We start from the raw sequence: 13,671 nt of genomic DNA, 5'->3' as shown, positions 1-13,671 counted from the left end.
TGCGGGCGATGCTCCATGGTATCAGCTAGCCGGGGCGGTCCGGCCTGTTATCCTTGCGCTTTTGTTCGGAGTGGGGAATTCGCGTGGCACAGGTCAACCACAGGGTGCGTCGATGAGCGACGAGCGCCTGATAGTCGAGGAAATGGATGCCTTCGGCGTGATCCGCATCGTCGAGCAGGGTGGCTACCGCTACCTGGAATTCGGCGACGAGGTGGAGCAGAGCTGTGTGCGCATCGGCGATCCGAGCTGGCTGGAATACGACTATTCGCGCGCCATGCTGCTCGGCGCGCTCTGCCACGAGGGGCCGAAGCGCGCGCTGTTCCTCGGCTTTGGCGCCGGCAGCCTGACCCAGGCGTGCCTGAAATACCTGCCGCTGGAAGAGGTGGAGGCCATCGAGCTGCGCCCGGCGATTCCGCGCCTGGCCCGCGAGCATCTGGGGCTGGTGGACGATCCGCGGCTGAACCTGCGCATCGGCGACGCGGTGGAGGAACTGGCCGGTTGTGAGCCGGCCGACCTGATCTTCCTCGATCTCTACACCGACACCGGCCCGGCGCCGGCGCACCTGGCCTGGGGCTTCCTCGGCGCCTGCCGCGAGCGCCTGCGTCCGGGCGGCTGGCTGGTGATCAACCAGTGGAGCACCGACGAAGGCAAGCCGCTGGGCGCCGCATTGCTGCGCGGCCGCTATCACCACCATTACCTGGAGTGCCCGGTGCCGGAGGGTAACGTGATCCTGTTCGTGCCGGCCGACCTCGACCAGGAACTCGACCTGCCTGCCCTGAAGAAGCGTGCCGCCGCGCTGGAGCCGGACCTCGGCTATCCGCTGCAGGGCTATATCGAGTCGCTGCGTCCGGCGCAGTGACGGTGGCTGGACGGCTTGTGCGGCAGGGCGCTGCGCAGGCCGGAATCGTGCCCGCCGCCGCGGGCGGAACCGGCATGCGCGGGGCCATCCGGCCGGTCTGCGATCCGACCGTTCGCCGGGGACTATCGGAAAAGGCGCACATTCCGCGGGATTTCCGGTATGATGCGCGCCGGCCAAAAAAGCCCCGTTCTGGGACCCGCATCTTTCGGAGCTGTCGCTCTGTCTGTGCGTCCGCTGTGCGGACACTCCTTGACGTAATTCTTCTTCCAATCGATTTCGCAAATCCCCTCTTTCCGGCTGCCTGGGTGACGTTTCACCGTCGTACAGGGCATGCGCAGCCTGGCTCTTGGGTCTTTGCGGATACTTAGAGGCAAAACCCATGACCCAGGAAACCGGCGGCTTCGCCGCGCTCGGTATTCATCCCAATGTTCTGGCGGCGATCGCCGCGGTCGGCTACGAAGAGCCGTCGCCGATCCAGGCCCAGTCGATCCCGGTAATTCTCGAAGGCCACGACATGATCGGCCAGGCGCAGACCGGCACCGGCAAGACCGCCGCCTTCGCCCTGCCGCTGCTGTCGAAGATCGACCCGGCGCGCCGCGAGCCGCAGGTACTGATCCTCGTCCCGACCCGCGAGCTGGCCCTGCAGGTCGCCACCGCGTGCGAGACCTACTCCAAGCAGCTGTCGGGCGTCGGCATCGTCGCCGTCTACGGCGGCGCGCCCATGGGCCCGCAGCTCAAGGCCCTGCGCCAGGGCGCCCAGGTCCTGGTCGCCACCCCGGGCCGCCTGTGCGACCACCTGCGCCGCGACGAGAAACTGCTGTCCACCGTCCAGCGCCTGGTGCTCGACGAGGCTGACGAGATGCTCAAGCTCGGCTTCATGGAAGACCTCGAAGTGATCTTCGAGGCCATGCCGGAAGGCCGCCAGACCGTGCTGTTCTCCGCGACCCTGCCGGCCTCGATCCGCAGCATCGCCGAGCGCCACCTGAACGAGCCGAAGCACGTCCGCATCGCCGCCAAGACCCAGACCGTGGCGCGCATCGAGCAGGTCCACCTGATGGTTCATGCCGACCAGAAGGCCGCCTCGATCCTGCGTCTGCTGGAAGTCGAGCAGTTCGACGCGCTGATCGGCTTCGTGCGCACCAAGCAGGCCACCCTGGACATCGCCGAGCTGCTCGAGCGCCAGGGCTACCGCGCCGCCGCGCTGAACGGCGACATGCCGCAGGCGCAGCGTGAGCGCGTGATCGAGTCGCTGAAGGACGGTTCGCTGGACATCGTCATCGCCACCGACGTCGCCGCCCGCGGCCTGGACGTGGCGCGCATCACCCACGTACTGAACATCGACATGCCGTACGACCCGGAGTCCTACGTGCACCGCATCGGCCGTACCGGCCGCGCCGGCCGCGAAGGCCGCGCGCTGCTGCTGGTCACCCCGCGCGAGCGCCGCATGCTGCAGGTGATCGAGCGCGTGACCGGGCAGAAGGTCGGCGAAGTACGCCTGCCGGACGCCGAGACCGTGCTGGAAGCACGCCTGTCGCGCCTCGCCGCCGGCCTGCAGCCGCTGCTGGAAACCGCCGTGGCCCAGCGTGGCGCCGTGCGTGACGAGCTGTGCCGCCGCCTCGGCACCGACGCCGAGACCCTGGCCGCCGTGCTGGTCGCCAAGCTCACCGCCGGCAAGGCGCTGGACCTGGAATCGGTACGCCGCGAACAGCCGCTGACCCCGGCCGCACCGCGCGAGCGCAGCGATCGTTATGAACGTGGCGAACGTAGCGACCGCGGCGAGCGTAGCGCCCGTCCGGATCGTGGCGAACGTGCCGACCGTGGTGGCGAGCGCCGCCCGATGGCTCCGCCGAGCGAAGGCCGCGCCCGCTGCCGCACCGCGCTGGGCGCGCGCGACGGCGTCGCGGCGAAGAACCTGCTGGGCGCCATCCTCAACGAGGGCGGCCTGTCCCGCGAGGCCATCGGCCGCATCCAGATCCGCGAGACCTTCAGCCTGATCGAGCTGCCGGAAGAGGGGCTGGAACGCCTGCTCGGCAAGCTCAAGGACACCCGCGTCGCCGGCAAGGCCCTGCGCCTGCGCCGCTATCGCGAGGATTGATCCTCGGCGCTGAATGAAGCAGCCCCGCCATAGTGCGGGGCTTTTTCATGGGGCCGTCGCGCCGGGGCCAGCATGTAGGGCGGGTGCCAGGAAGATCGGCGGGTTTCACCTGCCCTACGCGAAGGGCATCCCGGGGTGCTCGCCCTTATCCGAACCGATAGATATCCATCCCCAGCGCCCCGAGGGTGAAGCCGGCGTGCTCCACCTGCATCCCGTCTCCGGCGCCGCGGGCGAAGTACAGCGGCAGCAGGTGCTCGTCGCGCGGATGACTGCGCGTCGCCCAGGGTGCCTGGCGGCGGTAGTCGAACAGCGCTTCCTGGTCATCGCTGGCGAGCTTCTCCACCATCCAGTCGCGGAATTCCCGCGCCCAGGGTTCGATCACCTCGGGGCCGGCGTGCCAGTCCAGTTCGCCGAGGTTGTGGGTGATGCTGCCCGAGCCGATCAGCAGCACGCCTTCCTCGCGCAGCGGACGCAATGCCTTGCCGATGCGGTCCTGCATGGCCGGGCCGAGGCGGCTGGGCAGGGACAGTTGCACGACCGGGATGTCCGCCTGCGGGTACATCAGGCTGAGCGGCACCCAGGCGCCGTGGTCCCGCGGGCGTTCGGCATCCAGGGTGGCCGGCAGGTGATCGGCGGCGAGCAGTTCGAACACCCGCGCGGCCAGCTCCGGCGAGCCCGGCGCCGGGTACTGCACGCGGTACAGCTCGTCCGGGAAGCCATGGAAGTCGTGCCAGGTCTCCGGCTGCATGGCGCTGCCGACCCGCAGGTCGGGCGTTTCCCAGTGCGCGGAGACCACCAGGATCGCCCGTGGCCGTGGCAGTTCCCGGGCCAGGCGCTGGAGCGGCGCGGCGCTGGCGCCGGGGTCCAGGGCGAGCATGGGGGAGCCGTGGGAGATGAACAGGGAGGGAAGCATGGGTGAACCTCGCAATCCGGAATGCTTCCATGTTCAGCGGACGAATGATCGAAATCCAGTATGGGTTTTCGAACATAACCATCGCATTCCTTGATGGTGTTCAACGCATTCCTGCCGTCCGGCGGATACATTGGCCGGCCGGGAACAACCATCCCTCAGAGCGTTCCTAACGAGCCGGTTCGGCGAATCGTGCCTATGCTGTCCTGAGAGCCTCCCAGGCCCAGCGGCGGCTCAAGCACGGAGACTCCCGGGCCCATTCCTACAAGAACGAGGAGCCAACAGATGGAGCAACCCACCCAGGCCTTCACCCTCGCCGAAGGTGACCGCATCCTGCTGGATGACGGCACCGAAGTGCTCGTCCACCGCGTGCGCGACGGACGGGTCAGCCTCAAGATCGTCGAAGCCAGCGAACGCAATGCGCTGCAGCAGCACTGGCTGCCGCGGATGCTGGGTCTGGCCTTCCAGCACTAGCCTGTTATCCGGCCATTCGGCGAATATCCTGCCTCGGGCCGCAGCGGGCGGCCCTTTCCCGAATGTCGCGATGGGGGCAGTCATGCACGAAGAGTTCTGGCAGGAGCGCTGGGCGCGCAACGAGATCGGTTTTCACCAGGATCAGGTCAACCCCTACCTCCGGCAGCACTGGCCGGCCCTCGGCGTCGAGCCCGGGGCGCAGGTGCTGGTGCCGCTGTGCGGCAAGAGTCTCGATCTGCTCTGGCTGGCCGGGCGCGGCCAGCGGGTGCTGGGCGTGGAGCTGGCGCAGCGGGCGGTGGAGGATTTCTTCGCCGCCCAGGGCGTCGAGCCCGAGGTGGATCGCCAGGGAGAGATGCCGGTATACCGGCATGGCGATGTGGAGATCATCCTCGGCGACTTCTTCCAGCTGCGTCCCGAACAGGTGGCCGGTTGCCGGGCGCTCTACGACCGCGCCGCGCTGATCGCCCTGCCGGCGGACCTGCGCATCGATTATGTGCGCCACCTTTCCGCCATCCTGCCGCGGCCCTTGCGCGGCCTGCTGGTGACGCTGGAGTACCCGCAGGAACAGATGAGCGGCCCGCCGTTCTCGGTTCCCGCGGCGGAAGTGCGCGAGCTGTTCGCCGGGGCCTGGAGCGTCGATGAAATCGAGCGGCGCGACGTGCTGGCGGAGAACGGCAAGTTCCAGCAGCGCGGGGTGGCCCGGCTGGATGAAGCGGTCTACCGACTGACGCGCGACTGATCCGTCAGGCGGGAATCGCCACCAGGCTGAGCAGGCGGCCGTCGAACAGGCCGAACTGGCCCTGCAGTTCACGGCCGCGTTTCCATTCCCCACCGAGATCGACGAGCAGGCGCACGCGCGCCTGGCCGTCGGCGCGCCATTCCAGCAGTTCGGCATCCTCGAAATAGAAACGCTGCAGCACCAGCGGATAGAGCGCCTTGAACAGGCTTTCCTTGAGCGAGAAGGTCAGGGTGACCTGCAGGCCGGCCTGTTGCGGGTCGAGGCGGGCGAGTTCGTCGGCGGTGAGGATTTCCTGCGCCAGGCGCAGGGCGCGCTGGTCTTCCAGCAGTTGTTCCGCATCCATGCCCAGGCCGCGCCAGTCGCAGGACCTCGCGACCACCGCGGCGGCCCAGCCTTCGCTGTGGGTGATCGATCCGCAGAGCCCGGCCGGCCAGATCGGCGCGCGGTCCTCGGCGGTGCCGGGGACCGCTGGCTGGCACCCGAGTCGGACCATGGCGTCGCGGGCGCAGATGCGTCCGGCGAGGTATTCGGCGCGACGCTTGGCCACCGCGCGGGCGACGTTGGCCGGCAGCGGCACTCCGTGGCGCGCCGCCCCGTCGTCGGCCAGGAGCGCGGGATCGAAGCGGCTGCTGCACAGCACCGTGCCGGCGAGCGGCGAGGGCAGGGGCCAGTGCGCCTGGGGCGGGGTGAGGAAATCGTCGGGAATCGGCATGCAGGGCATTCTGCCGGGCAGCGGGCGATCCTGCCAGCCGCGGGGCCTGTTTACATTCCATTGCAAATGCAAACCAAAGCGCTACGGATGTCGCGGAAAGGATTTGACACACTCTCCTTGCGTTCCCCTCGGGACGCAGGTGAGGTTGTTGTCGGAGTGTCGCTCCCTTTGCGATCTCCGGCCTTTACACTTGATTGAGTGCGGGAACCCGGATGGGCTCCCGTTTTTTTTGCGCGCGATTTGTAGCGCCGCTATCCGAATATCTCCTTGAAGAACGCCTGCAGGTCCGCCCAGGACTTCTCGTCGGCGGTCTTGTCGTAGGCCACATCGAGCCCGTGGTGCTGGTGCGCGCTGTCCGCGTCCGGATTGGTGAAGCTGTGCTTGGCGCCCGGCTGGACGACGAACTTGTAGTCCACCTTCGCCTTGTCCATTTCCGCCTTGAAGGCAGCGACCTGATCCGCCGGCACCAGCTTGTCGGCGCCGCCATGTTCGACCAGCACCCTGGCCTTCACCACGCCCGCTTGCGCCGGGGTATTGGTGCCCAGCGGCGCGTGGAAGGCGGCCACGCCGGCCAGCGGCGCGCCCTGGCGGGCCATGTCCAGCACCACGCGGCCGCCGAAGCAGTAGCCGATGGCGGCGATCCTGGTGCGATCGGTCTGCGGCTGCTGCTTGAGCAGCTCCAGCGCGGCGTCGAAGCGCGCCTTGGCCGAATGGGCGTTCTTCAGCGCCTCCTGCATGAAGCCGCGGGCCTCCTCGGGGTGCGCGCCGACCTTGCCGCTGCCGTACATGTCGATGGCCATGGCGCTGTAGCCGAGCGCGGCGAGGTCGCGGGCGCGGCGCTTGGCGTAGTCGTTCAGGCCCCAGAACTCGTGCACCACCAGCACGCCCGGGCGCGGACCGGCCTTCGCGTCGTCGTAGGCGAAGTAGCCGATCATCTGCGTGCCGTCGGTGGCCTGGTAGGGAATTTCCCTGGTCTGGATCGCGGCCTGGGCGCCGAAGGCGAGGCCGAGGAGCAGCAGGACGGTGAATAGGCGCATGCGGAAACCCTCCTGGACGAGACTGACAAGGGTAGACGAGGGGGCGGGGGTTGTCGGTGGGGGAGGTGGTCGCCCGGCGCGAAATAGGTATGCGCAGGCGAATATTGATACAAATCATTATCAATAAATCTGGTGCGGCTTTAATCCTCGGTCAGACCCGAATACCCAACGTCCGACCCAGGAGATCCTCATGCGAACCCTTCCCGCGCTTCCCCTGTTGCTGGCCTGCATCGCCCCGCTGGCGGCGGCCAAGGAATATCCCATCGGCGAACCGCAGCACTGTCCCGGCATGGAAATCGGGGCCGTCTACCTGCAGCCGATCGAGATGGACCCGCCGGGGATGATGCGCGCCGCGGCGGATTCCGATGTGCACCTGGAGGCGGACATCGTCGCCACCGAGGACAACGCCAACGGCTTCCAGGAAGGCAGCTGGGTGCCTTACCTGCAGGTGCGCTACGAGTTGCGCAAGGAAGGCAGCGACCAGGTGCTCAAGGGCGATTTCCACGGCATGGTGGCCAGCGACGGCCCGCACTACGGCGACAACATCAAGCTGCTCGGCCCGGGCAAGTACCACCTGACCTACAACATCCTGCCGCCGTCCGGGCACGGCCACGCCATGTTCGGCCGCCATGTGGACAAGGAGACCGGCGTGGCACCCTGGTTCAAGGAGTGCAAGGTCGAATACGACTTCACCTATGCCGGCATCGGCAAGAAGGGTGGCTACTGATTCGACTGCCAGCCGCGATCCCGCAGGTCGCGGCATTCCCTCCGCACAGCCAGCGAGCCCGCCATGTTCCGCTACCTGATCTGCCTTCCCGCCGCCCTCTGCAGCCTCGTCCTGCAGGCGGCGCCCCTGCCTGTCTATGAACTGAGCATCGTCGACGGGCGCTTCACCCCCGCCACCCTGGAGGTGCCCGCCGGCCAGCGTTTCAAGATCGTCGTGCGCAACGACGGCAGCGGCCCCGCGGAGTTCGAAAGCACGCCGCTGCGGGTGGAGAAGGTGCTGTCGCCGGGCGTCACCTCCTTCGTGGTGATCCACCCGCTGCGGCCCGGCCGCTATCCGTTCTTCGATGAATTCCACATGGATCTGCCGCAAGGCGAGATCGTCGCCCGGTAGCGGTTCGCGAGGCCTCCGTCATGTTGCAGTCCCTGTTCATCGTCTGGCGCGAGAGCGTCGAGGCGCTTCTGGTCATCGGTATCCTCTACGCCTGGCTGCGCCACCGCCCCGACCCGGCGCGCGGCCTGCGCATGCTCTGGGGCGGCACCGCGCTCGGCCTGCTCCTGGCCTGCCTGCTGGCGCTGCTGTTCATGCTCGCCGGCGAATGGCTGGCCGGGCCGGCCGGGGAGTGGTTCCAGGCGGCGATGGTGTTCTGCGCCAGCCTGCTGATCCTGCAGATGGTGGTGTGGATGCACCGCCACGGCAGCGGCATGAAACGCTCGCTGGAAAGCAGCGCGGCGCAGAGCATGCAGCAGGGCGGCGGCTGGGGGCTGTTGCTGCTGGCGATGCTGGCGGTGGCCCGCGAAGGCAGCGAGACGGTGGTATTCCTCTACGGCATCGGCGCGCAGCAGCAGGGCGCCGGGCTGGGCTACTTCGCCCTCGGCGGGGCGCTGGGCTTCGTGCTCGCGCTGCTCACCTTCGCCGTGCTGCAGCTGTCCAGCCGGGTGATGTCCTGGCGGCGCTTCTTCCAGGTCAGCGAGGTGGTCCTGCTGCTGCTGGGCGGCGCCCTGCTGATGGCGGCGCTCGACCGTGTCGCCGGGCAACTGATGGGCATGGACGTGCCGGAATGGGTCTACGGCGTGTTCGGCGATCCGCTCTGGGACACCTCCGCGCTGCTCAGCGACGGTCATGGCCTGGGCGCGACGCTGGCCGGTTTCGCCGGCTACCGTGCGGCGCCGTCGCTGGCGGCGGTGCTCGCCCTGGCGCTGTACTGGGCGCTGGCCGGCTTCTGCTGCCTGCGGCGTGAGCGTGCGCCCGAGGTGCAGCCGGCATGAGCGCGCTGGCCGCCGGACTGGCCCGCCTGGGCGACGGGATGCGCCGTCACGCCCGGCTGATCCGGGCGATCCAGTGGCTGATCGTGCTGTTCTACGCGCTGTTGCTGGTGATTCCGGCCTTCCTCGACCTGCCGGATCGGCAGGCGCGCATCCTCACCGATCTCGGCCTGTTCGCCCAGTTCGTCTTCTGGGGCATCTGGTGGCCGTTCGTGCTGCTCTCGATGGTGCTGTTCGGCCGCCTCTGGTGCGGGGTGTTCTGCCCGGAAGGCGCGCTCAGCGAATGGGCCAGCCGGCACGGCCGCGGACGTGGCGTGCCGCGCTGGATGCGCTGGGGCGGCTGGCCATTCGTGGCCTTCGGCCTGACCACCCTCTACGGGCAACTGGTCAGCGTCTACGACTATGCCTGGCCGGCCCTGCTGATTCTCGGCGGCTCGACCGTGGCGGCGATGCTGGTGGGCTTTCTCTACGGGCGCGGCAAGCGGGTGTGGTGTCGCTACCTGTGCCCGGTCAGCGGCGTGTTCGGCCTGCTGGCGCGGTTGGCGCCGGTGCATTTCCGCGTCGATGAGGAACGCTGGCAGGCCAACTGCGGCCCGCATCTGCCGCCGCCGAACTGCGCGCCGCTGATCGACATCCGCCGCATGAAGGGCAATTCCGCCTGCCATGCCTGCGGCCGTTGCAGCGGCCAGCGCGGCGCGGTGGCCCTGAGTCCGCGCTGGCCGAACGAGGAAATCGTCGTGCATGGCCAGAGCACGGAAAACCGGTGGCCCGTGCGCCTGCTGCTGTTCGGGATGATCGGCCTGGCCATGGGCGCCTTCAACTGGACGCTCAGTCCCTGGTTCATCGCGCTCAAGCAGACCAGCGCGGAGTGGCTGGTGGAGCGGGGGATCGTCTGGCCGCTGGAGGCCAACGCGCCCTGGTGGCTGCTGACGCATTACCCACAGAACAACGATGCCTTCACCTGGCTCGATGGCGGCGTGCTGGTCTTCTACGTGCTGGCCTGGGCGCTGCTCATGGGCGGCTGGCTGATGGCGCTGCTGCGCCTGGCCTGCCGGGTGTCGGGGCAGGGCCGGGCGCTCTACACGCAGCTGGCCCAGGCGCTGATTCCGCTGGGCGGCTGCGGGCTGTTCCTGGGGCTTTCCGCCACCACCGTGAAACTGCTGCGCTACGAGGGGCTGGCCCTCGCCTGGGTGCAGCCGGCGCGGGCCCTGCTGCTGGCGGGCGCCGGCGCCTGGGCGCTGTGGCTGGGCTGGCGGATCGTCCGCCGGCGCGGCGTCGCGCCCCTGCGCCAGCCAGCCGTGCTGATGTGCCTGGCGCTGGCCTGCGCGCCGGTGCTGGGCGGCTGGTGGCTGATGTTCTGGGGCTGGAACTGATCCAGCCCCGCCATCGGTCACATCAGGGCGCCAGCTTGCGCTTGAGTGCGCCCGCCACCGGCTGCGGCAGGCTGGGCAGCGCGCGCAGCAGGTAGGGCAGCAGCTTGCGCCGGGCGCCGCTGAGCGATTCCGGCACCAATACCTCGATCAGGTGCGGGCCGGGCTGGGCCAGCGCGTATTCCAGCGCCTTCACCAGGTCCTCGGCGGTATCCACGCGAACCCCGTGCACGCCCATGCCCTGGGCCAGCTGGGCGAAGTTCAGCACGGGTCCGCGCAGGTCCAGCTGCGACCTGGCCTTGGGCCCGGCCTGGTCCGCGCCGACGCGCTCCAGTTCCACGTTGAGCACCGAGTAGGACGCGTTGTTGAAGATGATCGCGGTGACGTTCAACTGCTCGCGCGCCATGGTCCACAGCGACTGGATGGTGTACATCGCCGTGCCGTCGCCGATCAGCGCCAGCACCGGCCGCTCGGGGCAGGCGATGGCCGCGCCGATGGCGTTGGGCAGGCCCTGGCCGATGGCGCCGCCGGTGAGGGTGATGAGGTCGTGGCGCGGCGCTCCCGCCGTCATCGCCGAGAGCATCAGCCCGGAGGTGATGGCTTCGTCGATCAGGATGGCGTTCTCCGGCAGCAGGTGGCCGACCGCCTTGCACACCTTCGGCGCGGTCAGCTTGCCGCGCGGGCGGCCCGGCCGCTGCGCCGGTTGCAGCCAGGGCTCGGCCTGGCCGGCGCCGAGGGCGGCAACCAGTTTTTCCAGGCTGGCGGTGGTGTCCTGCGAGGGCGTGGCCAGGGTGTGGACCCGGCAGCCTTCGGGCGCCAGGTAGCTCTTCTTGCCGGGATAGGCGAAGAAGGACACCGGCGCCTTGGCGTCCACCAGGATCAGTTCCTCGATCTGCGCCAGTTGCACGCCGGCCATTTCGGCCATGTAGGCGATGCGCTCGACCGGCGGCAGCCCCGCGCCGCGTTGCAGACGCGTGGGGAAGACCTCGGCGAGCAGCTTGACGCCGCTGTGCGCGGCGATGCGCGCGGCGGCCAGCAGGTCGGCCTCGCGCAGGGCGCGGCCGCCCAGCAGCAGGGCCGTCCTGCGGCCCGAGCGGATCGCCTCGGCGATGGCCTCGACGCAGGCGTCGTCCGCAGGATCGGCGTGGGGCGGTGGCGGTGGAGGGCAGGGCAGGCCGCCTTCGCCCCAGGACACGTCGGCCGGCAGGATCAGCGTGGCCACCTGGCCGGGGTAGCCGCGGGCGGCGGCGATGGCCTCCACCGCGTCGCCGCAGAGTTCGGCGGTGCGCGTGGAGGTGCGCACGAAGCCCGGCGAGACGTTGCGCGCCACGGTCTCGATGTCCGACTGCAGCTGGGCGTCGTACCGGGTGTGGTAGGTGGCATGGTCGCCGACGATGTTCACCACCGGCACCTTGCCCTTGCGCGCGTTGTGCAGGTTGGCCAGGCCGTTGCCCAGGCCGCAGCCCAGGTGCAGCAGGGTCGCGGCCGGTTTGTCGGCCATGCGCGCATAGCCGTCGGCGGCGCCGGTGGCCACGCCTTCGAACAGGGCGAGCACGGCGCGCATGCGCGGCTCGCTGTCGAGGGCGGCGACGAAATGCATTTCGCTGGTGCCGGGGTTGCTGAAGCAGACCTCGATTCCGGCATCGACCAGCGTCTTCATCAGGGCTTGAGCGCCGTTGGGCATGGGAGTCTCCTTGCGTGTCAGGGCGTAGCGCAGCGGGCTACGGAGTCGAGATGGGAGGGGCCGATGTCGGCCACCCGATAGTCGCTAGCCGTGGCGGGGCAGGCGGGTTTGCGCATGTGTACTTCCCTGCCGGACGACTCAACCGCCGTGGCGGATATTGTGGGCCGCGGCGCGCGCGGTGAGGATGCAGCCGGGCAGGAAGGTGCCTTCCAGCGAGCGCTTGCCGTTGGCGCCGCCGCCGCCGAAACCGGCGGCCTCGCCCACGCAGTAGAGGCCCGCGATGGGCTGGCCGGCGCCATCCAGTACGCGGCTGTGCAGGTCGGTGCGCAGGCCGCCCAGGCTCTTGCGCGAGATCAGCTGCGCGTGGATGGCGATGAAGGGGCCGGCGCCGGGCTTCTGCAGCGGCGCCGGCTTGCAGGTGCGCAGACGGTCCGGCCCCCACTGGCGGGCATGCAGGATGCGGCGGATCTGGTCGTCGTTGTGCAGCCGGCCGCCGGCGGCGAAGTTGGCGTCGAAGGCGTCGACGGTGGCCTGCAGCACGGCCGGGTCGACGTCCAGCGAGCAGGTCAGCGCGTTCATCTTCGCGGCCAGCCCGGCGAGGCTGTCGTCCACCAGGAAATGCCGGCTCTCGCGCTGCATCTGCCTAACCAGGCGGTGGTTGCCGAACAGGGTTTCCCAGAGGAAGGCGGGGAACTGCCGGTCGCGGATGCGCGGGTTGTGCTCGGCGCCGGAAATGGCGAACTCCCTGGCCGCGATGCGCCAGTTCAGCAGGTGCCAGGTCCAGGGCTTCTCCTGCTCGGCCACGCGCTGGCACAGCCAGTGGGTATCGAAGCCGGTGACCAGCGGCTGCGGGCCGATGCGCCGGCCGCTGTGGTCCAGCCACAGGGCGGACTTGCAGGGAATGGTGGAGAGCCCGTGCCCCTCGAAATGCGGATAGGGGTGCGGGAAGCCGGCGGCGTAGTTCCACATCTCCCCGGCGTGGCGGATCTGCCCGCCCAGGTGCCCGGCGACCCAGTGGTGCAGGCGGCCGTCGGCATGGGGATGCGCGCCGTTGAGCAGGCTGGCCGGGAGCGGGCGCTGCGAGGGCCAGTTGGCGCGGGTCTGCTCGTGGCCGCCGTTGATGCCGCCCATCGCCAGCACCACCACCGGCGCCTGCAGGCGGACCTCGGCGCCGCTGTCCTCGCACACCGCCACGGCGCCGTGCAGCCTGCCGGCGTGGTGATCCAGGGTGGTGATGCGGTGGCGGTGCAGCAGGCGCAGGCGGCCGCCGCTGTCGGCGGCATGCAGGGCGGCGATCAGGCGCCGGGTCAGCTCGCGCGCCGTGCCCCAGACGATGTGGTAGCGCGGCAGGCTGTTGCCTTCGCCCTGCAGGCCACGCTCGACCCAGTTCACCGCCGGCATGAATTTCACGCCTTCGCCCAGCAGCCAGTCGTAGACCCGGGAACGCGAGTGCTCCACGTAATGACGCGCCCACTGCAGGGAGGATTCGTCGTCCGGCGGCAGTTCGCCGAAGCGCAGCCAGTCGCGCAGCGCCACCTCCGGGGTATCGGGAATGCCCATGCGCGCCTGCAGCGGCGTGCCCACCAGCGCCATGCCGCCGAAGGCCCACAGGGCCAGCCCGCCGAAGCGCTCGGGGGTGTCGCGGTCGACCAGGGTGACGCGCCTTCCGGCGCGCAGGGCCTCCAGCGCGGTGACGATGCCGGCCAGTCCGCCGCCGACCACCAGCAGGTCCGATTGCAGGGTCATGGTTGTCGATCCTCTTGTTATCGCGCTCCCGGAGGGCGCCTTGTCGGGCACGACGA

At 69.5% G+C, this 13,671-nt stretch carries 13 protein-coding genes; 8 read left to right on the top strand and 5 right to left on the bottom strand.

Annotated features, from left to right (window positions below; translation table 11 throughout):
- Positions 1–112 precede the first annotated feature (112 nt).
- Positions 113–859, top strand: coding sequence for a spermidine synthase (locus BLR75_RS10310; RefSeq protein WP_084310797.1), 747 nt, complete (start codon positions 113–115; stop codon positions 857–859).
- Positions 860–1,238: 379 nt separating this feature from the next.
- A complete protein-coding gene (locus tag BLR75_RS10305) occupies positions 1,239–2,954 on the top strand; it encodes a DEAD/DEAH box helicase (protein WP_084310796.1) in 1,716 nt (571 codons plus the stop codon).
- Between the two features lie 145 nt (positions 2,955–3,099).
- Here BLR75_RS10305 and BLR75_RS10300 read toward each other — a convergent pair whose 3' ends face one another.
- Positions 3,100–3,867: a DODA-type extradiol aromatic ring-opening family dioxygenase gene (locus BLR75_RS10300; RefSeq protein ID WP_084310795.1), complete on the bottom strand. Its 768-nt coding sequence runs from the start codon at positions 3,865–3,867 to the stop codon at positions 3,100–3,102.
- A gap of 282 nt (positions 3,868–4,149) precedes the next feature.
- On the opposite strand from BLR75_RS10300, the gene BLR75_RS10295 reads away from it, so the two are divergent.
- Positions 4,150–4,338, top strand: a complete 189-nt coding sequence (locus BLR75_RS10295) for a hypothetical protein (protein WP_084310794.1) — start codon at positions 4,150–4,152, stop codon at positions 4,336–4,338.
- Between the two features lie 82 nt (positions 4,339–4,420).
- Complete coding sequence (locus tag BLR75_RS10290) at positions 4,421–5,077, top strand: thiopurine S-methyltransferase (protein ID WP_084310947.1); 657 nt, start codon at positions 4,421–4,423, stop codon at positions 5,075–5,077.
- 4 nt (positions 5,078–5,081) lie between these two features.
- Here BLR75_RS10290 and BLR75_RS10285 read toward each other — a convergent pair whose 3' ends face one another.
- On the bottom strand, positions 5,082–5,789 hold the full coding sequence (locus BLR75_RS10285; protein WP_245726130.1) for a 4'-phosphopantetheinyl transferase family protein: 708 nt from the start codon (positions 5,787–5,789) through the stop codon (positions 5,082–5,084).
- A gap of 251 nt (positions 5,790–6,040) precedes the next feature.
- The gene (locus tag BLR75_RS10280; protein WP_084310792.1) at positions 6,041–6,826 is read right to left on the bottom strand and encodes a dienelactone hydrolase family protein; all 786 of its coding nucleotides are present in this window, start codon (positions 6,824–6,826) and stop codon (positions 6,041–6,043) included.
- A gap of 190 nt (positions 6,827–7,016) precedes the next feature.
- Between BLR75_RS10280 and BLR75_RS10275 the strand changes: the two genes are divergently transcribed.
- The 4 genes from BLR75_RS10275 (at position 7,017) to BLR75_RS10260 (ending at position 10,188) form a co-directional block, all read left to right on the top strand.
- Entirely contained in the window at positions 7,017–7,553 is a 537-nt protein-coding gene (locus BLR75_RS10275) for an iron transporter (RefSeq protein WP_084310791.1), read from the top strand.
- 63 nt (positions 7,554–7,616) lie between these two features.
- Positions 7,617–7,943: a cupredoxin domain-containing protein gene (locus BLR75_RS10270; protein WP_084310790.1), complete on the top strand. Its 327-nt coding sequence runs from the start codon at positions 7,617–7,619 to the stop codon at positions 7,941–7,943.
- 20 nt (positions 7,944–7,963) lie between these two features.
- The gene (locus BLR75_RS10265) at positions 7,964–8,818 is read left to right on the top strand and encodes an FTR1 family iron permease (protein ID WP_084310789.1); all 855 of its coding nucleotides are present in this window, start codon (positions 7,964–7,966) and stop codon (positions 8,816–8,818) included.
- Positions 8,815–10,188: a 4Fe-4S binding protein gene (locus BLR75_RS10260; protein ID WP_084310788.1), complete on the top strand. Its 1,374-nt coding sequence runs from the start codon at positions 8,815–8,817 to the stop codon at positions 10,186–10,188. Before BLR75_RS10265 ends, BLR75_RS10260 begins: the two co-directional genes overlap by 4 nt.
- A 22-nt stretch (positions 10,189–10,210) precedes the next feature.
- Here BLR75_RS10260 and BLR75_RS10255 read toward each other — a convergent pair whose 3' ends face one another.
- Entirely contained in the window at positions 10,211–11,869 is a 1,659-nt protein-coding gene (locus BLR75_RS10255) for an acetolactate synthase large subunit (protein ID WP_084310787.1), read from the bottom strand.
- A gap of 138 nt (positions 11,870–12,007) precedes the next feature.
- Positions 12,008–13,615 (bottom strand): FAD-binding protein, encoded by a 1,608-nt coding sequence (locus BLR75_RS10250; RefSeq protein ID WP_084310786.1) that lies wholly within the window; start codon positions 13,613–13,615, stop codon positions 12,008–12,010.
- Positions 13,616–13,671 lie beyond the last annotated feature (56 nt).

Source organism: Pseudomonas jinjuensis (assembly GCF_900103845.1).
GTDB classification, from domain to species: Bacteria; Pseudomonadota; Gammaproteobacteria; order Pseudomonadales; family Pseudomonadaceae; genus Pseudomonas; species Pseudomonas jinjuensis.
This window is presented reverse-complemented; position numbering and strand designations above follow the sequence as displayed.